Consider the following 25,326-nt stretch of genomic DNA (forward strand, 5'->3'; position numbering starts at 1 on the left):
CAGACCCGGAACAGGAGATCTCGTGACCGCCGAACACCGGTCGGGTGACGCCCCCGACATCCGTCCCCGGCCGTCGGCGGCCGGAGCCACCGAGCTGCTGCACGAAGCCTTCGCCGCGCAGGCCCTCCGTACCCCGCGGGCCGTCGCCGTCGCCGAGGCCGACGGCGGGCGCACGCTGACGTACGAGGAACTGGACCGGGCGGCCAACCGCACGGCCCACCACCTGCGCGGCCTGGGCGCCGGCCCGGAGTCCGTGGTCGGCGTGGCCCTCGAGCGCGGCACCGACCTGGTCGTGGCCCTGCTCGGGGTGTGGAAGGCCGGAGCGGCGTACCTGCCGCTCGACCCCGGTCAGCCGCCCGCACGGCTGACCGGCCTGGTCCGCCGGGCGGGCGTCCGGACCGTGTTCGCGGGCCCCGCCCTCGAAGGAGCCCTCCGCGACGCCGGGGCCCGCCGCACCGGCCTCGAGGACATGCCCGCAGGGCTCCCCGAGACCGCGCCCGAGCCCGGCACCGGACCGGACCACGCGGCCTACACGGTCTTCACCTCCGGCTCCACCGGCACCCCCAAGGCCGTGGTCGTCACCCACGCCGGCATCGCCAACCGCGTGAGGTGGACGGTCCGCACGCACCACCTCGGCGCCGCGGACCGCATCCTGCAGAAGACCTCCATCGGCTTCGACGCAGCCGCCTGGGAAGTCTTCGCGCCCCTCGTCAGCGGCGGCACCGTGGTCCTCGCCCCGCACGGCGCCGAACGCGACCCGGCCGCGCTGCTGCGCTCCGTCGCCGACAGCCGGGCCACCGTCCTCCAGGTCGTACCGTCCGTACTGCGGGCCCTGGTCGAGGAGAGCGACTGGAGCGGCTGCGAAGCGCTGCGGCTGGTCTTCTCCGCGGGCGAGCCCCTGCACGGCGAGCTCGTGGCCCGGCTGCGCGAGCGGGCCGGCTCCGCCGCCCGGGTCTGGAACACCTACGGCCCCACCGAGTGCTCCATCGACATCACCGCCCAGCCGGTGGACCCGTCCACCACCAGCGGGCCGATCCCCATCGGCCGCCCCCTTCCCCACACCCGGGTCCTGGTCCTCGACCCCAACGGCGACCCCGTGCCGATCGGCACCACCGGCGAGCTCTACGCGGGCGGCGTCGGCGTGGGCCGCGGCTACCTCGGCCGCCCCGACCTGACCGCCGAGCGGTTCGTCCCCGACCCCTACGCCGCCGAGCCCGGCTCCCGCCTCTACCGCACCGGCGACCTGGTCCGCTGGCGGGCCGACCGCACCCTCGACTACGTCGGCCGCATCGACCACCAGGTCAAGGTGAACGGCGTACGGATCGAGCCCGCCGAGATCGAGGCCGTCCTCGCCGCCCACCCCCAGGTGACCGGCGCCGTCGTCCTGCCCTACGAGGCCGAGGGCGGCAGCAAGCGGCTCGCCGCGCACCTCGCCACCACCGCCGAACTCACCGCGGACGCCCTGCGCACCTTCCTGCGCGACCGGCTGCCCGACAGCCACGTCCCCTCCTTCTTCCACACCGTCGACGCCTTCCCGTTGACCGCCAACGGCAAGGTCGACCGCGCCCTGCTGCCCACCCCCGGCGAGATCGCCGCCGCCGAGCAGCCCGCCTTCACCGCCCCCCGCACCCCGGGGGAACAGCTCGTCGCCGACGCCTGGGCCGGCCTCCTCGGCCTCGACCGGGTCGGCGCCCACGACGACTTCTTCGCCCTCGGCGGCACCTCCCTCCAGCTGACCCGGCTCGCCGCCAGGCTGCGTGCCGCCTCCGGCGAGCACATCTCGCTGCGCGGACTGCTCACCGGTACGACCGTCGAGGCGCAGGCCCGCCTGCTCGGCGGCGCTGCCCCCGCCGACGAGCCGCCGCTGCTGCCCGTGCCCCGCGACGGCGCCCTGCCGCTCTCCTCCGGGCAGAGCCGCCTCTGGTTCCTCGACCGCATGCACCCCGGCAGCCCCGAGTGGGTGGCGCCGCTGTTCCTGCGGCTGCCCGCCACCACCGCCACCGATACCGTGCGGCACGCCCTCGACACCCTCACCGCCCGCCACGAGGCGCTGCGCACCCGCTACCCGGACCGGGGCGGCGAGCCGTACCAGGTCATCGCCGAGCCGGCTGCCGACCGCGTCGAACTGCGCGTCGAGGACATCGCCGACCGCGACCGGGACGGCCTCGGAGCCCTGTTCGGCGAGCAGTTCCGGCGCGGCTTCGACCTGGCGCGCGGCCCGCTGTGGCGGGCCCTGCTCGCCCGGACCCCGGGGGAGGACCACGTCCTCCTGCTGACGCTCCACCACATCACCGTCGACGGCTGGTCCACCGTCATCCTGGAGCGCGAACTGCGCGAGCTGTGCGCGGCCCACGCAGAGGGACGCGCACCCCGCCTCACCGACCCGGCCGTCCAGTACGCCGACTACGGCTCCTGGCAGCAGGCCCGGCACACCGAGGAGTTCATCGCGCGGGAGCTCGACCACTGGCGCGGCGCCCTCGACGGCATCGCCCCCCTCGACCTGCCCACCGACCGGCCGCGCCCGGGCGAACGCGACCCGCGCGGCGCCGTCGTCCCCTTCCAGGTGGCCCCCGAACTGGCCGCCCGCCTCACCGAGCTGGGCCGCGCGCACGGCGCCACGCCCTTCATGACCCTGCTCACCGCCTACGCCGCGCTCGTCGCCCGCTACAGCGGCCAGTGGGACGTTCCGGTGGGCACCCCGGTGGCCGGACGCGGCAACCCCGAGACCGAGGGCACCGTCGGCTTCTTCCTGAACTCGCTGGTCGTCCGCTGCCGGCTGGAGCCCGGCCTGAACTTCGCCGAGGCCCTGGACCGGGTCCGGGCGACCGCCCGGTCCGCCTTCGCCCACCAGGAACTCCCCTTCGAGCGGCTCGTCGACGAGCTCCAGCCCGAGCGGGACCTCTCGCGCACGCCCCTCTACCAGGTCGCCTTCGACCTGCACAGCGAGGGCGTCACCAGCGTCGCCACCGAGGACACCGACATGGCGGCCTTCACCGCCGCCTGGCAGGTCGCCAAGACGGACCTGTCGCTGTTCATGCGGCACACCGAGGACGGGGCCCTGGACGGCGTCCTGGAGTACGCCGCCTCCCTCTTCGACCACACCACCGCGGAGCGGATGGCCCGGCACTTCGTGGCGCTGCTCCGAGAGGCCGCCGCCCGCCCGGACCTGCCGCTGGCCGCGTTCGACCTGCTCGACGGCCAAGAGCGGCACCAGCTGCTCGCCGGCTGGAACGACACCGGCATCGCCGCCGAGTCGGAGAGCGTCCTCGGCCTCTTCGAGGCATGGGCCACCGCGGACCCCGACGCCCCCGTCGTCGCCCACGGCTCCGAGACCGTCCGCTACGCCGACCTCGACGCCCGCGCCAACCGGCTCGCCCACGAGCTGCGCTCCCGCGGCGTGCGCGCCGAATCCCGGGTCGCCGTGCTCCTCGACCGGAGCCCCGAGCTGATCGTCACCCTGCTGGCCGTGTGGAAGGCCGGCGCCGCCTACGTCCCGGTCGACCCCACCTGCCCGCCCGACCGGCTCGCCGCGATCCGCGCGACCGCCGACGCCCGGACCATCGTCACCAGCACCGCCTACGCCGGGCACGCCGGCGACGGAGCGGTCCTGGTCGACACGGACGCGGACGCGGCCGCCATCGCGGCCCGGCCCACGACCCCGCCCGAGCGGGTCGAGGACCTGGACCGGCTCGCGTACGTCATCTTCACCTCGGGTTCGACGGGTACGCCCAAGGGCGTCGAGGTCACCCACCGCGGTCTGGTCAACCACGTGGCGTGGGCCGCTCGGGAGCTGGCGCCGACCGACAACGGCGGAGCCCCGCTGTTCTCCTCGATCGCCTTCGACCTCGTCGTACCGAACCTGTGGGTGCCGCTCGTCACCGGCCAGCGCCTGTTCCTGCTGCCCCAGGACACGGACCTCGCGGACCTCGGCAAGCACCTCGCGGCGGCCGAGCCCTTCAGCTTCGTCAAACTCACCCCGGGCCATTTGGACGTGCTGTCCTTGCAGTTGGGTGGGGCAGAGGCGGGGGCTTTGGCTCCGGTGTTGGTGGTGGCGGGTGAGCCGTTTTCGCGGGGGACGTTGGAGCGGTGGCGTGCGCTGGCTCCGGGGACGCGTTTGATCAATGAGTACGGGCCGACGGAGGCGTCGGTGGGTACCTCGGTGTTCGAGGTTCCGGAGGATTCGGCGGTGGAGGTCCAGCCGATCGGGCGGCCGCTGCCGAACATGACGATGTACGTACTGGACGGCCGGTTGCAGCCGGTCCCGGTGGGTGTGCCGGGTGAGCTGTACGTGGGTGGCACGGGTGTGGCTCGCGGCTACGCCGGCCGTGCGGACCTGACGGCGGAGCGTTTTCTCCCGGATCCCTTCGCGGGGCACGCGGGTGCGCGTTTCTACCGGACCGGTGACCTGGTCCGCCGTGGCCCGGGCGGGGACGTGGAGTTCCTGGGCCGGATCGACGACCAGGTCAAGATCCGCGGCTACCGCGTCGAACTCGGCGAGATCCAGGCCGTCCTGGCGGAACACCCCTCCCTCCGAGAGGTGTTCGTCGGCGTCCACGAGCCCGCCGAAGGCGAAAAGCAGCTCGTCGCCCACTACGTGGCGGAGAACAGCGGGGCCGAGGTCACGGACGGCGACCTCGCCGAGCACGCCGCACTCCGCCTGCCCGACTACATGGTCCCCACCGCCTACGTGGCGCTGGAAGCCATGCCCCTCAACGCCAACGGCAAGGTCGACCGACGCGCCCTCCCCACCCCCGGAGCCGACGCCGGCCAGGACGCCGACCGGCACGTACCGCCGAGCGGACCGGTGGAGGAACGCATCGCCGAGATCTGGACGGATCTGCTGGGCGCCCAGGTCGGCGCGCACGACAACTTCTTCCACATCGGCGGCAACTCGATCCTCGCGATCCGGCTCATCTCCCGCATCCAGGAGGAGTTCGAGATCGACTTCGCGGTGCGGACGGTGTTCGAGGGCCCCACGGTCGCCCGGCTGGCGGCCACCGTCGAGGAGCGCATCAGGGCGGAGATCGCCGCGCTCACCGACTCGGAACTGGTGAATGACGAACTGCTGGTGAAGGAGCTCGAAGCATGACGACGACCGGTGACACAGGCCAGATCGTTCCGGGCGCCGACACCGGCGCCGACAGCGGCGCCGACACCCTGCGCGAGGAGCTGCTGCGTCGCCGCCTCGCCGGCCGCCGCGGCGCCGCCCGCCGGAACTCCATCCCGCGTGCCGACCGCGACGCCGCCCTGCCGCTGTCGTACGGGCAGCAGCAGATGTGGTTCCTGAACCGGCTGGAGCCCGAGGGCATCGAGTACCTCGTACCGCTGGTCCTGCGCCTGCGCGGCCCCCTCGACACCGACGCCCTGGGCCGCGCCTGGCAGGCCCTGCTCGACCGGCACGAGGTCCTGCGCACCCGGTACGCGCTCGTCGGCGACGAGCCGGCCCAGATCATCGACGCCCCCCGCCCCGCACCGCTGACGGTCACCGAGACGCCCGACGAGAGCAGCATCCTCGCCGCCGTCGAGCACGACATGTCGCGCCCCTTCGACCTGGCCGCCGAATGGCCCGTACGCGGCCGGCTGCTGCGCCACACCGCCGACGACCACGTCCTCGCCGTCGTCTTCCACCACATCGCCTGCGACGCCTGGTCCACCAGCGTCTTCGGACAGGAACTGTCCGTCCTGTACCGGACGTTCGCCGAAGGCGGCAGCACGCAGCCGCTCGCCCCGCTGCCCGTCCAGTACGCCGACTACGCGGCCTGGCAGCGCGCCGAGCTGAACGGCGGCGCGCTCGCGAACCAGGTCGACCACTGGAAGCAGCAGCTGGCCGGCCTGGAACCCCTCGAACTGCCCACCGACCGGCCGCGCCCCGCCGTGCGCGACGCCTCCGGCGACTCGGTGGCCTTCGCCCTGCCGACGGACCTCGCCACCCGCATCCGGTCGCTCGCCGCACGCCACGAGGCCACCCCGTTCATGGTGGTGCTCGCCGCGTTCCAGACCCTGCTCGCCCGCTACAGCGGCCGTACGGACATCGCGGTCGGCACGATCAGCTCCGGCCGCAGCCACCCCGACCTCCAGGGCCTCATCGGATACGGCATCAACAGCCTCGTCCTACGCGGCCGCCTCGACGGCGACCCGGCCTTCGAGGACCTGCTGTCCGCGACCCGCGCCACCGTGCTCGACGCCTTCGACCACCAGGCCGTGCCCTTCGCGCAGCTCGTCGACGAGCTCCAGCCCGAGCGGGACCTGTCGCGCACCCCGCTGTTCCAGGTCGCGTTCACCATGCACGGCGAGCGGACCAGCGCCTTCGAACTGGCCGGGGTGACGGCCGAGCCGTACCACGGCACCAACCGCAGCGCGAAGTTCGACCTCGACCTCCAGCTGCGGGAAGCGCCCGACGGCTCGCTCGGCGGCCATCTGGAATTCGCGACGGCGTTGTTCGACCGCGAGACGGTGGAGCGCATGGCCGGTCACCTGGTCCGGCTGCTGGAGTCGGCGGTGGTGGCTCCGGGGGCTCGGGTGTCGGGTCTGGAGATGCTGGGCGCGGACGAGCGGGTGCTGCTCGCGGGTGGTCCCGCGGTGGTGGACCCGGTGGTCCGTCGCGTCCACGAGGTGTTCGAGGAGCAGGCCGCGCGCACCCCCGACGCGGTGGCCGTGTCCTGCGCCGGCACCGATCTGACGTACGCCGAGCTGAACGCGCGGGCGAACCGCGTGTCGCACCTGCTCGTGAGCATGGGTGTGGGTCCGGAGGACCTGGTGGGTCTGTGCCTGGAGCGGGACGGCGAGCTGCTGCCGGCGCTGCTGGGCGTGTTGAAGGCGGGGGCGGCATACCTGCCGTTGGACCCGGCGAACCCGGCCGACCGGCTCGCCTACATCGTGAGCGACGCGAAGGCGAAAGTCGTCCTGACCACCTCCGCGCTGGCTCCGGTCCTGGAGGGCCGCTTCGACGGCGAGCGGGTGCTGCTGGACCAGGCGGGCCAGGTGCTCGCCGCGCAGCCGGACACCAACCCGGACCTCTCGGGCACCCCGGAGAACCTGATCTACACGATCTACACCTCCGGCTCCACGGGCCGCCCCAAGGGCGTCGCGCTCACGCACGAGAACGTCGCGCGGCTGATGCGGCGCGGCCGGGAGCACTACGCCTTCGCCGAGACCGACGTCTGGCCGCTGTTCCACTCCTACGCCTTCGACGTCTCCGTGTGGGAGATGTGGGGGGCGCTGCTGCACGGCGGCCGGCTGGTCGTCGTCCCGTACGCGGTCACCCGCTCGCCCGAGGAGTTCCTCGACCTCCTGGTCGAGGAGGGCGTCACCGTCCTGAACCAGACGCCGTCCGCGTTCCGCTCCCTGGTGGGCGCCGCCCGCGACGGCGACCCGCGCGTGGACCGGCTCGCGCTGCGGGCCGTCGTCTTCGCCGGCGAGAAGCTGGAGGTCGCGGAGCTGAAGCCGTGGACCGACCGCCTCGGCCTGGACCGGGTCGCTCTCGTCAACATGTACGGGATCACCGAGACCACCGTCCACACGACCTACCGCAGGCTCACCGAGGCGGACCTCGACCCGCAGGCCGGCAACCCCGTCGGCCATCCCCTCGCCGACCTGACGGTGCAGTTGCTCGACGCCCACGGCCGGCTGGTGCCGGTCGGCGTCCCCGGCGAGATCCACGTCGGAGGCCCCGGTGTGGCCCGCGGCTACCTAGGCCGCCCCGAGCTCACCGCCGCCCGCTTCGTCCCCGACCCGTACGGTCCGGCTGGTGCGCGCCTCTACCGCTCGGGGGACCTGGCCCGGCGTCTGCCCGACGGGCAGCTGGAGTTCCTGGGCCGCATCGACGACCAGGTCAAGATCCGCGGCTTCCGCATCGAACTCGGCGAGATCGAGAACATCCTGGCCGGGCACCCGGCGGTCCGTGACGCCGTCGTCGTGGTCCGCGAGGACGAGCCGGGCGACGCGCGGCTCGTCGCCTACGTGACCTCGGACGCGGAGAACAGACCGGCTCCCGCCGAGCTCCGCTCCCTGCTGGCCGCCGCACTCCCCGAGTACATGGTCCCGGCCGCGTTCGTCCCGCTCGAGGCCCTCCCGCTGACCACCAACGGCAAGCTCGACAAGCGGGCCCTCCCGGCCCCGGGCGGCGACGCCGTCGGCTCCTCCCGCCACGTTGCCCCCCGCACGGTCGTGGAGGAGCGGATCGCCGCCGTCTGGCAGGACGTCCTGGGCCTGGACCGGGTCAGCGTCGAGGACGGCTTCTTCGACCTCGGCGGCCACTCCATCCGCGCGGTCAACCTCGTCGGACGTCTCCGCGAGGCCGGATACGACGTGGCCGTCCGCGACGTCTTCGAGTACCGGACCGTCGCCCGCCTCGCCGAACTGGCCACCGGGCGCCCGGCGCCGGCCACCGCGCACACGGCCGTGGAGCCGTTCGCGCTGCTCACGGACGAGGACCGCGGCAAGCTGCCGGCCGGGCTCGCGGATGCCTACCCGCTGTCCCAGGTCCAGCTCGGCATGGTCGTCGAGATGTTGACCGACGACGGCCGCCACCCGTACCACAACGTCACCTCCTTCCGGATCCGCGACGACCGCCCCTTCGACGAGGAGGCGCTGCGCGCGGCAGCGGACCTGGTCACCGCCCGCCACGACGTGCTGCGGACCTCCGTGGACCTCTCCGGCTACTCCGTGCCGATGCAACTGGTGCACGCCGCGGCGCGGATCCCGGTCGGCGTCCGAGACCTGCGACACCTGGCGGAGGAGGAGCTCCTCGCCTCGCTGCGGGAGTTCACGGTCGCCGAGCGGGCCGACCCTCTCGACCTGTCGAATGCCCCGCTGCTGCGGCTGCACGCCCACACCGCGGCCGACGGCAGCTGGTGGCTCACCAACACCGAGTGCCACGCCATCCTCGACGGCTGGAGCCACCACTCCTTCCTGATGGAGGTGCTGGGCGAGTACCGGCGCATCCGCGAGGGCGGGCCGGCCGCGGAGACCGCGGAGCCGACCACCGTGCGCTTCGCGGACTTCGTCGCCGCCGAGCTCGACACGCTCGCTTCCGAGGAGTCCCGCGGCTACTGGCAGGGCATCGTCGAGAACCACGCCCGCCTCGCGGTCCCCGCCGCCTGGGCCGGCGACCCGGCGGACGACGGCCGGCCGTACCGCGTCCCCGTGCCCTTCCACGACCTGGAGGACCGGCTGCGCGCACTCGCCGCCAAGGCCGGCGGGTCGCTCAAGAGCGTGCTGCACGCCGCGCACCTCAAGACACTCAGCCTGATCACCGAGGAGGAACGCTTCTTCTCGGGGCTCGTCTGCAACGCCCGCCCCGAGGTGCTGGGGGCGGACCGGGTCTACGGCATGCACCTCAACACCCTCCCCTTCGCCTTCGACCGCACGGCCCGCACCTGGCGGGAGCTCGTCGAGCAGGTCTACGCCCGCGAGATCGAGCTCTGGCCCCACCGCGGCTACCCCATGCCCGTCATCCAGCGCGAGCTGAGTGACGGCGAGCGGCTGATCGACATGCGGTTCAGCTACCACGACTTCGACCAGGTCGACCGGGACCGCGTCGACTACCTCGCCAGCATCGACGACAGCCCCACCGAGTTCCCGCTCGGCGTTTCGGCCCGAATCGGCCACCTCGTGCTGACCGCGAGCCCGCGCTCCCTGAGCAGGACCGCCACCGACCGGCTGGCGGCGCTGCTCCGCTCGGTACTGGAGGCGATGGCGGGGGACCCGGAGGGATCCGCGCTCCAGCCCCACCTGTCGGTGGAGGAGCTGCGTCGGGAGCTGGTGGAGTGGAACGACTCCACGGTCGAGGCGGAAACGGCCTCGGTGCTGGAGTTGTTCGAGGTCCGCGTCCTGGAATCGCCGGATGCGGTCGCCGTTCGCGGTGCGTGGGGGAGCGTCTCTTACGCCGAACTGGATGCTCGCGCTAACCGGGTGGCGCATTTCCTGCGTGCCCGTGGGGTGGAGGCCGAGTCTCGGGTGGCGGTGGTCTTGGACCGTGGTCCGGATCTGATCGCGGCCCTGCTGGGTGTGTGGAAGGCGGGTGGCACGTATGTGCCGGTGGATCCGTCCTATCCGGCCGAGCGCCTCGCCGCGATCGTGGAGACTTCGGGCGCCCGCGTGGTGCTGGAGGGCGAGCTCCCGGACCTGGACGGCCATCCGGACACGGTGCCCGCCCGGATCGAGGACTTGGACCGGCTCGCGTACGTCATCTTCACTTCGGGATCGACCGGCACCCCCAAGGGCGTGGAGGTCACCCACCGGGGTCTGGTGAACCATGTGGGGTGGGCGGCTCGGGAGTTGGCTTCGCGGGGTTCGGGTGGTGCGCCGCTGTTCTCCTCGGTCGCCTTCGACCTGGTCGTGCCGAACCTGTGGGCTCCGCTGGTGGCGGGGCAGTCCGTGCACACCGTTTCGGCCGACGTCGACTTGGCCGACCTCGGCCGACACCTCGCGGCCGAAGCCCCGTACAGCTTCATCAAGCTCACCCCCGGCCACCTGGAAATGTTGGGGCACCAGCTCGACGACGAGACCGCGGCCGCACTGGCCGGTGTCATCGTGGTCGCCGGCGAGGCGCTGCCCGGCGGGCTGGCGAACCGGTGGCTGGACCTGCTGGGCCCGGGCGGGCTGATCAACGAGTACGGCCCGACCGAGGCCTCCGTGGGCTCCTGCGTCTTCCCCGTCGAGGACGAGCAGCCCTCCGAGGTCGTCCCGATCGGCCTTCCCCTGCCCAACATGACGATGTACGTCCTCGACCGGTGGCTCCAGCCGGTCCCGGTCGGTGTGCCCGGTGAGCTGTACGTGGGTGGCACCGGTGTGGCCCGTGGCTACGCCGGCCGTGCGGACCTGACGGCGGAGCGTTTCCTCCCGGATCCCTTCGCGGGGCACGCGGGTGCGCGTTTCTACCGGACCGGTGACCTGGTCCGCCGTGGCCCGGGCGGGGACGTGGAGTTCCTGGGCCGGATCGACGACCAGGTCAAGATCCGCGGCTACCGCGTCGAGCTCGGCGAGGTCCAGGCCGTACTGGCGGAACACCCGGCCGTCCGGGAGGTGTTCGTCGGCGTCCACGAGCCCGCCGAAGGCGAAAAGCAGCTCGTCGCCCACTACGTCCCCGAGAACACCGAGGTCACAGACGCCGACCTGGCGAAGTTCGCCGCACTCCGCCTGCCCGACTACATGGTCCCCACCGCCTACGTGGCGCTGGAAGCCATGCCCCTCAACGCCAACGGCAAGGTCGACCGACGCGCCCTCCCCACCCCCGGAGCCGACGCCAGCCAGGACACCCACACCGCGCCCCGCACCGACACCGAGGAGCGGATCGCCTCGGTCTGGCGCACCGTCCTGCAACGCGAACGCGTCTCCGTGCACGACGACTTCTTCGACATCGGCGGGCACTCCATCCGCGCCGTCGCCCTCGTCGGCGCCCTGCGCGCCGCCGGCTTCGACATCGGCGTCCGGGACGTCTTCGAGTACCGCACCACGGCTCGCCTCGCCGAGCTGCTGACCGGCCGTCCCGCCCCCGACAGCACGGCCTTCACCGGTGTGGAGCCCTTCGCGCTCATCACCGCCTCCGACCGGGCCGCGCTGCCCGCCGGGGTCCAGGACGCCTATCCGCTGTCCCTCGTCCAGACCGGCATGGTCGTCGAGATGCTCGCGGAGGACGGCGCCAACCGCTACCACAACGTCAGCCTCTTCCGGATCCAGGACCCCGACGGCACCGCCTTCGACGAGCCGGCGCTCCGCGCCGCCGCCCGCACCGTGACCGCCCGCCACGACATCCTGCGCACCTCGGTGGAGCTGGCCGCGTACTCGGTGCCCATGCAGCTCGTGCACACCACCGCCGAAGTCCCCGTCACCGTCCACGACCTGCGCCTCCTGGGCGAGGACGAGCGGTCCGCCGCCCTGGGCACCTTCCGCACGGAGGAGGGCGCACGGCTCTTCGACCTGAACCGGGCCCCACTGCTGCGCGTCGCCGCCCTCATCGACGGCGACGACTCCTGGTACCTGGGCCTCACCCAGCCGCACGTCGTCACCGAGGGCTGGAGCCACCACTCCCTCCTCATGGAGATCCTCGACTGCTACCGGCAGCTCCGTGACACCGGCACGGCCTCCGAGCCCGAGCCGGTCCCCGTCCGGTACGCCGACTTCATCGCCGGCGAGCTGGAATCCCTCGACTCCGCCGAGGACCGCGCCCACTGGCAGCGGACCCTGGACACCCATGTCCCCTTCACCCTGCCCGCCGGCTGGGCCGGCGACCCGGCGACCCCCCGCCGCGCCTCCCGCGCCCGGGTGGACCTGGTCCCGCTGGAGCGCGGGCTGCGGGCCTTCGCGGCCGCCGCCCGCGTCTCGTACAAGAGCGTCCTGCATGCCGCGCACCTGAAGGTGATGAGCATGCTGACCGACGAGCCGGCGTTCCACACCGGCGTCGTCTCGCACGGCCGCCCCGAAGCCCTCGGCGCCGACCGCGTGTACGGCATGCACCTCAACACGCTGCCCCACCCGCACGACAGCCGCTCCGCCCGCACCTGGCGCGAACTGGCCCAGCAGGTCTTCGCCCGCGAGGCCGCGACCTGGCCGCACCGCCGCTACCCGCTGCCCGCGATCCAGCGCCTCGCGGACGGCCACCGCCTCATCGACGTGGTCTTCAACTACCTCGACTTCCACCAGGTCGACACCGACCGTGTGGACATGGCCGGCGCCGTCCACGACGCCGCCACCGAGTTCGCCCTGCACGTCTCCGTGCTCGGCGGCCGGCTCGGCCTCAGCAGCCACACGCACGCCCTGAGCCAGACCAACGCCGAACGCCTCGCCGGCCTCTACCGGGCCGTCCTCGAAGCGATGGCCGCAGGCGTCGACGGCGACGCCCGTGCCCTCACCCTCCCCGCCGCGGAGCTGGAACTGCTGGCACCGCTGACCGGCAGCGCCCCGTCCGGCACCCCGCGCACCGTGCCCGAGCAGTTCGCCGCGCACGTCGCCCGCACCCCGGACGCGCCCGCCGTCGCCCACGAGGGCACGGTCCTCAGCTACGCCGAACTCGACGCGCGGGCCAACCGGCTGGCGCACCGCCTCACCGAACTCGGCGTCGGCCCGGAGACGCTCGTCGCCATCAGCGCCGAACGCGGCCCCGACCTGATCGTCGGCCTGCTCGGCATCATGAAGGCCGGAGGCGCCTACGTCCCGCTCGACCCCGCCTACCCCGCCGACCGACTCGCGTACATGCTCGCCGACTCCGGCGCGCCCGTCCTCGTCACCCAGGAGCACCTGCTGGAGCGGCTGCCGGAGCACGGGGCCGCCACCGTCTGCCTGGACCGGGACGCGGACGCCCTGGCCGCCCTGCCCGCCACCGCCCCCGCGACCGGGCTCACCCCCGACCACGCCGCCTACGTCATCTACACCTCGGGATCGACGGGCCGTCCCAAGGGAGTCGTCGTCACCCACCGCGGCACCGCCAACCTCGCGGCCGCGCAGGCCGAGGCGTTCGGCATCGGCGCCGGAGACCGGGTCCTGCAGTTCGCGTCGGCCAGCTTCGACGCGGCCTTCGCCGACCTCGCCCAGTCCGTCCTCTCCGGAGCGACGCTCGTCCTCGCCCCCGCCGACCGGCTCCGGCCGGGCCCGGAGCTCACCCGGCTCGCCTTCGAGCAGGACATCACCCACCTCACGCTGGTCCCCTCCGTGCTGAGCGTGCTGCCGGCGGACGGCGGACTGCCCGCCGCCGCCACCCTGGTGGTCGCCGGGGAGGCCTGCACCCCGGACCTGGTCGCCGCCTGGTCACCCGGCCGCCGGATGGTCAACGCCTACGGGCCGACCGAGACCACCGTGTGCGCCTCGATGAGCGACCCACTGGCCGGCGCCGTCCGTCCGCCCATCGGCCGGCCCGTGCCGGGCTCCGCCCTGCGCATTCTCGACGCCGCCCTGCGGCCCGTCCCGGCCGGCGTACCCGGCGAGCTGTACATCGCCGGCACAGGCCTCGCCCGCGGCTACCTGGGCCGCCCCGACCTGACCGCCGACCGCTTCCTGCCCGACCCCTACGCCGCCGAACCCGGCGCCCGGCTCTACCGCACCGGCGACTCGGTGCGCCTCCTGCCCGACGGACAGATCGACTTCCTGGGCCGCGTCGACCACCAGGTCAAACTGCGCGGCTTCCGGATCGAGCTCGGCGAGATCGAGGACGCCCTCGCCCGGCTCCCCGAGGTCGGCGACGCCGTCGCCGTCGTACGCGAGGACACCCCCGGCGACCGGCAGCTCGTCGCGTACGTCCGCGCCGCCGACGGCCACGAACCGTCCCCGGCCGCCCTGCGCGCCGCCCTCGCCACCGCCCTGCCCCCGCACATGGTCCCGGCCGCCTTCGTCGTCCTGGACGCCATCCCGCTCACCGCCAACGGGAAGGCCGACCGGCGGGCCCTGCCCGCCCCCGACCGCTCCGCGCTCGCCGCCACCACCTCCTACACCGCCCCGCGCACCAGCGCCGAGCAGCGCATCGCCGAGGTGTGGCAGCGGGTCCTCGGCGTCGAACGGGTCGGCGTGCACGACGGCTTCTTCGACCTGGGCGGCGACTCGATCCGGGTCGTGTCCCTGATCGGCGCCCTGCGCGAAGCCGGATTCGACATAGGCGTCCGCGAGATATTCGAAGGCCGCACCGTCGCGGCCGTCGCCGAGATCGCCACGGGCCGCCCCGCACCCGCCGAGCCGAAGCCCGGCATCGCCCCCTTCGCCCTGCTCACCGAAGCGGACCGGCAACTGCTGCCCGCCGGCCTCGACGACGGCTACCCCCTCTCCCAGGTGCAGATCGGCATGGCCGTCGAGATGCTCGCCGACCACGCCGGAGCCAAGTACCACAACGTCAGCGTCAACCGGATCCGCGACGGAGTCCCCTTCGACGCCGAGGCGCTGCGCACCGCGACCCGCCTCGTCACCGCCCGGCACGACGTGCTGCGCACCTCCTTCCGGCTCACCGGGTTCTCCACACCCCTGCAGCTCGTCCACACCGAGGCCCGGACCCCGTTCGCCGTGCACGACCTGCGCGGCCTGGACGCCCCGGCGCAGAACGAGGCCGTACGCCGCTTCGTCGATGCCGAGAAGGCCGACCTCTTCGAGCTGTCCACGGCCCCACTGCTGCGGGTCGCGGCCCTCGTCGAGAGCGACCGGGCCTGGCACCTCGCGCTCACCGAGTCCCACGCCATCACCGAGGGCTGGAGCTACCACGCGCTCATGATGGAACTGCTCCGCACCTACGAGCAGATCAGGGACGGCCGGCCGGACACGGACGAGCAGCCCGCCCCGTCCGTCCGCTTCGCCGACTTCATCGCCGCCGAGCTGGCCTCCCTGGACTCGGCGGAGGACCGCGGCCACTGGCAGCGGCTCACCTCGGACCACGAGAAGTTCGAACTCCCCACAGGCTGGGGCGAGACCGAAGCCACCGACCGGGCCGAGGCCTACCGGATCCGGGTGCCCCTGCTCGACCTGGAACCGCGGCTGCGGGACCTGGCCGCCACCGCGCAGGCCTCCCTCAAGGCGGTGCTGCACGCCGCCCACCTGAAGGTGATGAGCCAGCTCACCGTCGAGGATTCCTTCTTCACCGGCCTGGTCTGCGACACCCGCCCCGAGGCGGCGGGCGCCGACCGCGTCTACGGCATGTACGTCAACACCGTGCCGTTCGCCGTCGACCGCACGGCCCGCACCTGGCGGGAACTGGTCCGGCAGGTCTTCGCCCAGGAAGTCGCGCTCTGGCCGCACCGCCAGTTCCCGCTGCCCGCCATGCAGCGGCAGGCCGGCGGCCGGCGCCTCGTCGACGTCGTCTTCAACTACCAGGACTTCCGGATGGTCGACACCGACCTGGTGGACGTCGAGTCCGGCGTCGGATCCGGCGGCATCGAGTTCGCGCTGGCGGTCACCACCCTCGCCGGACACCTCAACCTGAAGACGAACACCGCCGTCTTGTCCCGGCCCCACGCCGAACGGCTCGCCGCCATGTACCGGGCCGTCCTCGAAGCGATGGCCGCCGACGCCGAAGGCGACGCCCGGGCCGCGTACCTCCCGGCCGGCGAGCGGGAGCTGCTGATCGCCGACTGGACCGGCGCCCGGCCGGCCACCGCGGTCGCCCCCGCACGCACCGTCCACGGCGCCTTCGAGGAGCAGGCCCGACGCACCCCCGCGGCGACGGCCGTCACCTATGAAGGCATCCGCCTCACCTACGCGGAGCTCAACGCCCGCGCCAACCGGGTGGCCCACCTGCTGCGCGCCCGGGGCGTCCGCCCCGGCACCCTGGTCGGCGTCTGCCTGGAACGCGGCACGGAACTCGTGCCCGCACTCCTCGGCGTCCTCAAGGCCGGCGGCGCCTACGTCCCCCTCGACCCGTCCTACCCGGCGGACCGGCTCGCCTACATCGCCGAGGACGCCGCCGCCCCCGTCGTCCTCACCGAACGCGCGGCGGCCGGCGCACTCGAAGGGCGCTACGAGGGCGAGCTGCTCGTCCTCGACGCGCCCGCGCTCGCCGCGGAACTGGCGGCGCAGCCGGACTCCGACCCGCGGTCGGCCGCGGGCCCGCAGGACCTGATCTACGTCATCTACACCTCCGGATCCACCGGAAAGCCCAAGGGCGTCTGCCTGACCCACGCCAACGTGCTGCGCCTGTTCACCGCCACCGAGGACGCCTTCCACTTCGGCCCCGGCGACGTGTGGACGCTCTTCCACTCCTACGCCTTCGACTTCTCCGTCTGGGAGCTGTGGGGAGCCCTGCTGTACGGAGGCCGGCTGGTCGTCGTCCCGCAGTCCGTCACCCGTTCCCCCGACGAGTTCCTCGGCCTCCTCGCCGAGGAGCGGGTCACCGTCCTCAACCAGACCCCGTCCGCGTTCCGCTCGCTCGTCGGCGCCGCCCGCGACGGCGACCCGCGCACCGGTCGGCTCGCCCTGCGCACCGTCGTCTTCGGCGGCGAGAAGCTGGAGGTCGGCGAACTCGCGCCGTGGACGGACCGGCTGGGGCTCGACGCCCCCGAGCTGGTCAACATGTACGGGATCACCGAGACCACCGTCCACGTCACCCACCACCGCCTGACGGCCGAGGACATCGCCCGCCCACTGAGCAGCCCCGTCGGCGGCCCCCTCGACGACCTGCGGACCGTCCTGCTGGACCGCGACGGCCACCTCGTGCCGCTCGGCGTGCCGGGCGAGATCCACGTCGGCGGCCCGGGCGTGGCCCGCGGCTACCTGGGTCGCCCCGCGCTGACCGCGGAGCGGTTCGTCCCCGACCCCTACGGCGAAGAGCCCGGAGCCCGCCTCTACCGGGCCGGCGACCTGGCCCGCAGGCTCCCCGACGGCAGCCTCGACTTCCTCGGCCGGATCGACGACCAGGTCAAGATCCGCGGCTTCCGCATCGAACTCGGCGAGATCTCCACCGCACTGGGCACCCACCCCGGCGTACGCGACGCGGTGGTCCTGGTCCGCGAGGACACCCCGGGAGAGAAGCGGCTGGTCGGCTACTTCGTGCCCGCCGACGGAGCCGCCCCGGGCCTGAGCGACCTGCGCGACCACCTGGCCGCCGCACTGCCCGACTACATGGTCCCCGCCGCCTTCGTGCCCGTGGACCGCATCCCGCTCAACGCCAACGGCAAGACCGACCGGCGGGCCCTGCCCGCCCCCGGCGACGCCGCGCTGGCCTCCGACACCGCCTACGTCGCCCCGCGCGACGAGACCGAGCGGCGGATCGCCGAGATCTGGCAGAAGGTCCTCGGCGTCGAACGGATCGGCGTCCACGACAGCTTCTTCGACCTCGGAGGCGACTCGATCCGAGCCGTTCCGCTGGTCGGCGCGCTGCGGGCGGCCGGATTCGCCATCGGCGTCCGCGAGGTCTTCGAGTACCGGACCGTCGCGCGGACGGCGGAGCACGCCACCGCGCAGGACACCACCCAGGAGGAGGCGGCGGTGCTGCCGTTCGCACTGATCACGGAGGAGGACCGGGCGAAGGTGCCGCCGGGCGCCGACGACGCCTACCCGCTCTCCCAGATCCAGGCCGGCATGGTCGTCGAGCTCCTCGACGACGGCGGCCGCAGCAACTACCACAACGTCACCTCGTTCCGGATCAAGGACGAAACCCCGTTCGACGGCCCGGCGCTCGCCGCGGCGGTCCGGCACGTGGTCGCCCGGCACGACGTCCTGCGCACCTCCGTGCACGCCGTCGGCTACGGCGTCCCGATGCAGGTCGTTCACGGCGAGGTCGACGTCCCCGTCCCCGTACACGACCTGACCGGCCTCGACCGGTCAGGCCTGGAGCAGGCGCTGCGCGGCTACGTCCGCGCACAGCGCGAGGACCTCTTCGAGCTGGACCGGGCACCGCTGCTGCGGGTGGCCGCCCACGTCGAGGGCTCCGGCGCCTGGTGGCTGAGCCTCACCGAATCCCACGTCATCCTGGAGGGCTGGAGCCACGCCTCGCTGGTGATGGAGCTGCTGGAGACCTACCGGACCATCCGCGACGGCGGCCGGCCCGACGACGACCGGCTCCCGGTGCGCTACGCCGACTTCATCGCGGGCGAGCTGGAATCCCTCGCGTCCGAGGAGGACCGCGCCTACTGGTCCGGCATCCTCGCCGAGCACGCCAAGTTCGAGCTGCCGGCCGGCTGGGCCGAGGCCGAGGGCGCACCGGCCGGCTCGCACCGGGCCCGGATCGAGTTCGCCGACCTGGCGGACGGGCTGGGCGCACTCGCCGCGGCGAAGGGGGTCTCCCTCAAGAGCGTCCTGCACGCCGCGCACCTGAAGGTGATGAGCCAGCTCACCGGCGAAGCCGCCTTCTTCACCGGTCTGGTGTGCCACGCCCGGCCCGAGATCGCGGGCGCCGAGCAGGTCTACGGCATGCACCTGAACTCGCTGCCGTTCGCCCACGACCGGCGCTCCCGCACCTGGGGAGAGCTCGTACGCCAGGTCTTCGAGCGGGAGCTGGAGGTCTGGGACCACCGGCGCTACCCGATGCCCGCCATCCAGCGCACGGCGCGCGCCGGCCGGCTCATCGACGTCCTGTTCAACTTCGTCGACTTCCACCAGATCGACGGCGAGCAGGTCGACTCGAACGTCCGCATCAGCGAGACCCCCACCGAATTCGGCCTCTCGGTCCACGCCACCACCCGGGACATCGTGCTCTCCACCACCACCCGGGTGCTCGGCAAGGCCCATGCGGAACGCCTCGCGGGCATGTACCGGGCGGTCCTGGAGGCGATGGCCGCCGACCCGGAGGGCGACGCCCGCGCGGCGTACCTGCCCGCCGGGGAGCGCGAACGCCTCCTCGGCGAGCGGACCACCGACACCGCCGAACCGGTGGTGCGCCGCGTCCACGAGGTGTTCGAGGAGCAGGTGGCGCGGACGCCCGACGGGCCCGCGGTGTCGTTCGGGGGTTCGAGCCTTTCGTACGCCGAGCTGAACGCGCGGGCGAACCGGGTGGCGCACCTCCTGCGCGGCATGGGTGTGGGTCCGGAGGACCTGGTGGGTCTGTGCCTGGAGCGGGACGGCGAGCTGCTGCCGGCGCTGCTGGGCGTGTTGAAGGCGGGGGCGGCGTACCTGCCGTTGGACCCGGCGAATCCGGCGGACCGGCTCGCCTACATCGTGAGCGACGCGAAGGCGAAAGTCGTCCTGACCACCTCCGCGCTGGCTCCGGTCCTGGAGGGCCGCTTCGACGGCGAGCTGGTGATCCTGGACCGGGCGGGCGACGCACTGGCCGCCCAGCCGGACGGCAACCCGGCCGTGGCGGGCACCCCGGAGAACCTGATCTACACGATCTACACCTCGGGTTCGACGGGTCTGCCGAAGGGCGTGGCCCTGACGCACGCGAACGTGGTGCGGCTGTTGTCGACGGCGCAGGAGCACTACGCCTTCGACGAGACGGACGTGTGGTCGTTGTTCCACTCCTACGCCTTCGACGTCTCCGTCTTCGAGATGTGGGGGGCCCTCCTCAACGGCGGCCGCCTCGTCGTCGTCCCGTACGCGGTCACCCGCTCCCCCGAGGAGTTCCTGGACCTGCTGGTCGAGGAGGAGGTCACGGTCCTGAGCCAGACGCCGTCCGCCTTCCGCGCCCTGGTCGCCGCCGCGGCCGACGGCGACCGCAGGATCAAGCAGCTGTCCGTCCGGGCGGTCGTCTTCGCCGGGGAGAAGCTGGAGGTCGCCGAGCTGAAGCCGTGGACCGACCGCCTCGGCCTCGCCCGCACCGCCCTCGTGAACATGTACGGGATCACCGAGACCACTGTCCACACCACCTACCACCGGCTCACCAGGCGCGACTTCGAGCCCGGCGCCGGCAACCCCATCGGCCGCCCGCTCAGCGACCTGCGCGTCCACCTCCTCGACGGCAACGGGGACCTGGTGCCGATCGGCGTCCCCGGCGAGATCCACGTCGGAGGCCCCGGTGTGGCCCGCGGCTACCTAGGCCGCCCCGAGCTCACCGCCGCCCGCTTCGTCCCCGACCCGTACGGTCCGGCCGGGGCGCGCCTCTACCGCTCGGGCGACCTGGCCCGCCGCCTGCCCGACGGCACCCTGGAGTTCCTGGGCCGGATCGACGACCAGGTCAAGATCCGTGGGTTCCGCATCGAACTCGGCGAGATCGAGAACGTCCTGGCCGCCCATCCCGCCCTGCGGGAGGCGGTGGTCGTGGTCCGTGAGGACACCCCCGGGGACAAGCGGCTCGTCGGCTACTTCGTGACCGCGCCGGGAGCCCCGGCTCCCGGCTTGGGTGAGCTGCGGGCGCACCTGGCTGCCGGCCTCCCGGAGTACATGGTCCCGGCCGCGTTCGTCCCGCTCGAGGCCTTGCCGCTGACCACCAACGGCAAGCTCGACAAGCGGGCCCTGCCCGCCCCCGGCTCGGCCGCCCTCGGCAGCGACCGGCCGTACGTCGCCCCGCGCACCCCGGCCGAGCGGGAGATCGCCGCCATCTGGCAGAACGCCCTGGGCGTCGACCGGGTCGGCGTCGAAGACGGCTTCTTCGACCTCGGCGGCGACTCCATCCGCGCCCTGGTCGTGGTCGGCGCCCTGCGCGCCGCGGGCCACGACCTCGCGGTCCGCGACGTCCTGGCCGCCCGCACCGTGGCGGCCCTCGCCGAACTGGCCACCGGGCGCCCGGCGCCGGCCACCGCGCACACCGCCGTCGAGCCGTTCGCGCTGCTCACCGACGAGGACCGCACCAAGCTGCCGGCCGGGCTCGCGGACGCCTACCCGCTGTCCCAGGTACAGACCGGCATGGTCGTCGAAATGCAGAACGGCGACGCACGGCACAAGTACCACAACGTGGTCTCCGTACGGATCCGAGATGAGGAACCCTTCTCCGCCGGGGCCCTGCGCACCGCGGTGTCCCTGGTCGTGGAGCGTCACGAGGTCCTGCGCACCTCCGTCGACCTCACCTCGTACTCCGTGCCGATGCAGCTCGTACACGAGACGGCCGACCTCCCGGTCGCCGTCCGCGACCTGAGCACCCTGGACGAGCAGGGACTCGCCGACTCCATGAGGCAGTTCACGGCCGACGAGCGGGCGGACCTGTTCGACCTCTCGAAGGCCCCGCTGCTGCGGATCGGCGCCCACGTGGAGGGCGACCGAGCCTGGTGGCTGTCGGTGACCCAGTGCCACGTCATCCTCGACGGCTGGTCCCACAGCAACCTCCTGATGGAGGTGCTGGGCGAGTACCGGCGCATCCGCGAGGGCGGGCCGGCCGCGGAGACCGGGGAGCCCATCGCCGTGCGCTTCGCGGACTTCATCGCCGCCGAGCTCGACACGCTCGCCTCCGAGGAGTCCCGCGGCTACTGGCAGGGCATCGTCGAGAACCACGAGCGGTTCACCCTCCCCGCGGTCTGGGGCGAACCGGCGGACACCCCGCCCGTCGCCCGCCGCAGCAGGATCCCGTACGCCGACCTGGAGGACGGGCTGCGCGCACTCGCCGCCAAGGCCGGCGGGTCGCTCAAGAGCGTGCTGCACGCCGCCCACCTGAAGACGCTCAGCCTGATCACCGACCAGCAGGCCTTCTTCTCGGGGCTGGTGTGCAACGCCCGCCCCGAGGTGCTGGGGGCGGACCGGGTCTACGGCATGCACCTCAACACCCTCCCCTTCGCCTTCGACCGCACGGCCCGCACCTGGCGGGAACTCGTCGAGCAGGTCTACGCCCGCGAGACCGAGCTGTGGACGCACCGGGCCTATCCGATGCCCGCCATCCAGCACGGCCTCGCCGACGGCGAGCGGCTGATCGAAGCCCCGTTCACCTACCAGGACTTCCGGCAGATCGACCACGACCTGATCGACACGCAGGCCACGGTCGGCGAGGGCGCCCTCGAATTCGGGCTCCGGGTCTCGGCACTGGGCGGCTCGATCAACCTCCACGCCAGCAACCACGTGGTCGGCCTGCAGCAGCTCGACCGGATTGCCGCGCTGTTCCGGTCCGTCCTCGAGGCCATGGCGCAGGACCCGGAAGGATCCGCGCTCCAGCCCCACCTGTCGGCGGAGGAGCTGCGCCGCGAACTGGTGGAGTGGAACGACTCCACGGTCGAGGCGGAAACGGCCTCGGTGCTGGAGTTGTTCGAGGTCCGCGTCTTGGAATCGCCGGATGCGGTCGCCGTTCGCGGTGCGTGGGGGAGCGTGTCCTACGCGGAGCTGGATGCTCGCGCTAACCGGGTGGCGCATTTCCTGCGTGCCCGTGGGGTGGAGGCCGAGTCTCGGGTGGCGGTGGTCTTGGACCGTGGTCCGGATCTGATCGCGGCCCTGCTGGGTGTGTGGAAGGCGGGTGGCACGTATGTGCCGGTGGATCCGTCCTATCCGGCCGAGCGCCTCGCCGCGATCGTGGAGACCTCGGGCGCCCGCGTGGTGCTGGAGGGCGAGCTCCCGATCCTGGACGGCCATCCGGACACGGCGCCCGCCCGGATCGACGACCTCGACCGCCTCGCGTACGTCATCTTCACCTCGGGATCGACCGGCACCCCCAAGGGCGTCGAGCTCCCGCACCGGGGCCTGGCCAACCACGTGGCCGCCGCCGCAGGGCGGTTCAGCCGCCGCGGCACCGGGGGCACGGCCCTCTTCTCCTCGGTCGCGTTCGACCTGGTCGTGCCGAACATCTGGGTGCCTCTGACCCTGGGCGAGCCCGTACTGACCGTCTCCCAGGACACCAACCCCGGACAGTTCGGCGAAGAACTGGCCGCCGGGGCCCCCTACAGCTTCCTCAAGCTGACCCCCGCCCACCTCGAACTCCTGGTCCACCAGCTCGACACCCCGACCCTGGCCTCGCTCACCCGACAGGTCGTCGTCGGCGGCGAGGCACTGCCCCGCGGGCTGGCGAACCGGTGGCTGGAGCTGCTGGGCCCGGGCGGGCTGATCAACGAGTACGGCCCGACCGAGACCTCGGTGGGCTCCTGCATCTTCCCCGTCGAGGCCGAACAGCTTTCCGAGGTCGTCCCCATCGGGCGGCCGCTGCCGAACATGACGATGTACGTACTGGACGGCCGGCTCCAGCCGGTCCCGGTGGGTGTCCTCGGTGAGCTGTACGTGGGTGGCACCGGTGTGGCCCGCGGCTACGCCGGCCGGGCGGACCTGACCGCGGAACGTTTCCTCCCGGACCCCTTCGCCCGGGTGCTCGGTGCCCGCTTCTACCGCACGGGCGACCTGGTCCGCCGGCGCCCGGACGGGGACGTGGAGTTCCTGGGCCGGATCGACGACCAGGTCAAGATCCGCGGCTACCGCGTCGAACTCGGCGAGATCCAGGCCGTCCTGGCCGAACACCCGGCCCTCCGAGAGGTGTTCGTCAGCGTCCACGAGCCCGCCGAAGGCGAAAAGCAACTCGTCGCCCACTACGTCCCCGAGAACACCGAGGTCACGGACGCCGACCTCGCCGAGCACGCCGCGCTCCACCTGCCCGACTACATGGTCCCCACCGCCTACGTGGCGCTGGAAGCCATGCCCCTCAACGCCAACGGCAAGGTCGACCGACGCGCCCTCCCCACCCCCGGCACCGGCCTCCCCGCCAACGGGACCGACGACCGGCAGGCGGCCTACACCGCCCCGGAGACCGCGACCGAGCAGGCGCTCGCCGGCATCTGGGAGCAGGTCCTCGGACGTGGACGGGTCGGCGCGAACGACAACTTCTTCGCCGTCGGCGGCCATTCGATGATGGTCATCAAGGTCATGGCGGCCGCCCGGAAGCAGGGGCTGCCCCTCTCCCTGCGGATGATCTACCAGACCCACACCCTGGCGGAGCTCGCCGCGGAGATCGACGCCGAAACCGCGGCCGCCTCCCGACCGGAACCCCGAACCGGACCCGCCGCCGCGCCCGCGGCCCGCCCGGTGGCCGACGACCGGCTGCCCGCAATGACCGAGCACCACATCCCCGGCATGAGCCTCGCGGTGCTCCGCGACGGCGAGGTCGCCTCCCTGCACGCCTACGGCGTACGGGAGGCCGGCGGCACCGACCCGGTCACCCCGGGCACGCTCTTCCCGGCCGGATCCATCAGCAAGCACATCACCGCCCTGGGCGTGCTGCGCCTCGTGGACGAGGGCAGGCTCGACCTCGACACCGACGTCAACACCTACCTCACCGGCCGGCAACTGACCGACCGGGACGGCAATCCCGTCGCCGTCACCCTCGCCCAACTGCTCTCGCACTGGTCGGGCCTGGTCTCCGTCCCGTACGCGGGCGTCGCCCCCGGCGTCCCGGTACCCCCGCTCTCCGACCTGCTCGCGCAGGTGCACAGCGAGGTCGCGCCGGGCACCAGGTTCCTCGTCTCCAACACCAACTACTGGGTGATCCAGCAGCTGCTGGAGGACGTGACGGGCACCGCGTTCGCCGAGCTGATGCGGACCACGGTCCTGCAGCCCCTGCGGATGGCGTCCAGCGGCTTCGAGCCGGACTTCCCGGCCACCTCCGGCAAGCCGCCGGCCGCCGGCCACGACCCGGTCGGCCGGCCCGTGGACGGCGGCTGGCGGGTCGGACCGCACATGGCCTCCTCCGGCCTGTGGTCCACCGCCGCCGACCTGGCCAAGGCCGCGGTCGAACTCCGCCGGGCCTATCTGGGAGAGGCCGGTGCGCTGTTGTCCCGGCCGCTCGCCGAACGGCTGCTCACCCCCGTCGGCGAGGGAACCTTCTACGGCCTGGGCGCGGTCGTGGACGGCCGGGCCCCCGACCTGGAGGCGGGCCACGGCGGGGAGCCGCACGGTTACCGCAACATGCTGATCGTCCGGATGTCGGACGGCGCCGGGTTCGTCGTCCTCACCAACGCCGAATCGGGCCGCGCGGCGATCAAGGCCGTGTCCGCGCAGCTGAGGGAGCAGTCGGGCCTCGGCGGCGGAGAGCTCGCCGGCCAGTGGGGCCGGGACCGCCCATGACCGACACCGACCAGCCCAGGGAAGGAC

General features: G+C 73.2%; 2 protein-coding genes. Both read left to right on the forward strand.

What is annotated here, in order from left to right; translation table 11 throughout:
- The first annotated feature begins 22 nt into the window (after window positions 1-22).
- Window positions 23-5,089: a non-ribosomal peptide synthetase gene (locus OG247_RS43425; protein WP_327258026.1), complete on the forward strand. Its 5,067-nt coding sequence runs from the start codon at window positions 23-25 to the stop codon at window positions 5,087-5,089.
- The gene (locus OG247_RS43430; protein WP_327258027.1) at window positions 5,086-25,299 is read left to right on the forward strand and encodes a non-ribosomal peptide synthase/polyketide synthase; all 20,214 of its coding nucleotides are present in this window, start codon (window positions 5,086-5,088) and stop codon (window positions 25,297-25,299) included. Before OG247_RS43425 ends, OG247_RS43430 begins: the two co-directional genes overlap by 4 nt.
- Window positions 25,300-25,326 lie beyond the last annotated feature (27 nt).

The sequence above is a fragment of the Streptomyces sp. NBC_01244 genome, assembly GCF_035987325.1.
Lineage (GTDB): Bacteria > Actinomycetota > Actinomycetes > Streptomycetales > Streptomycetaceae > Streptomyces.

Excerpts from the sequence above, each read along its gene's own strand:
- OG247_RS43430 (WP_327258027.1), top strand. The coding sequence starts at position 5,086 with ATGACGACGACCGGTGACACAGGCCAGATCGTTCCGGGCGCCGACACC.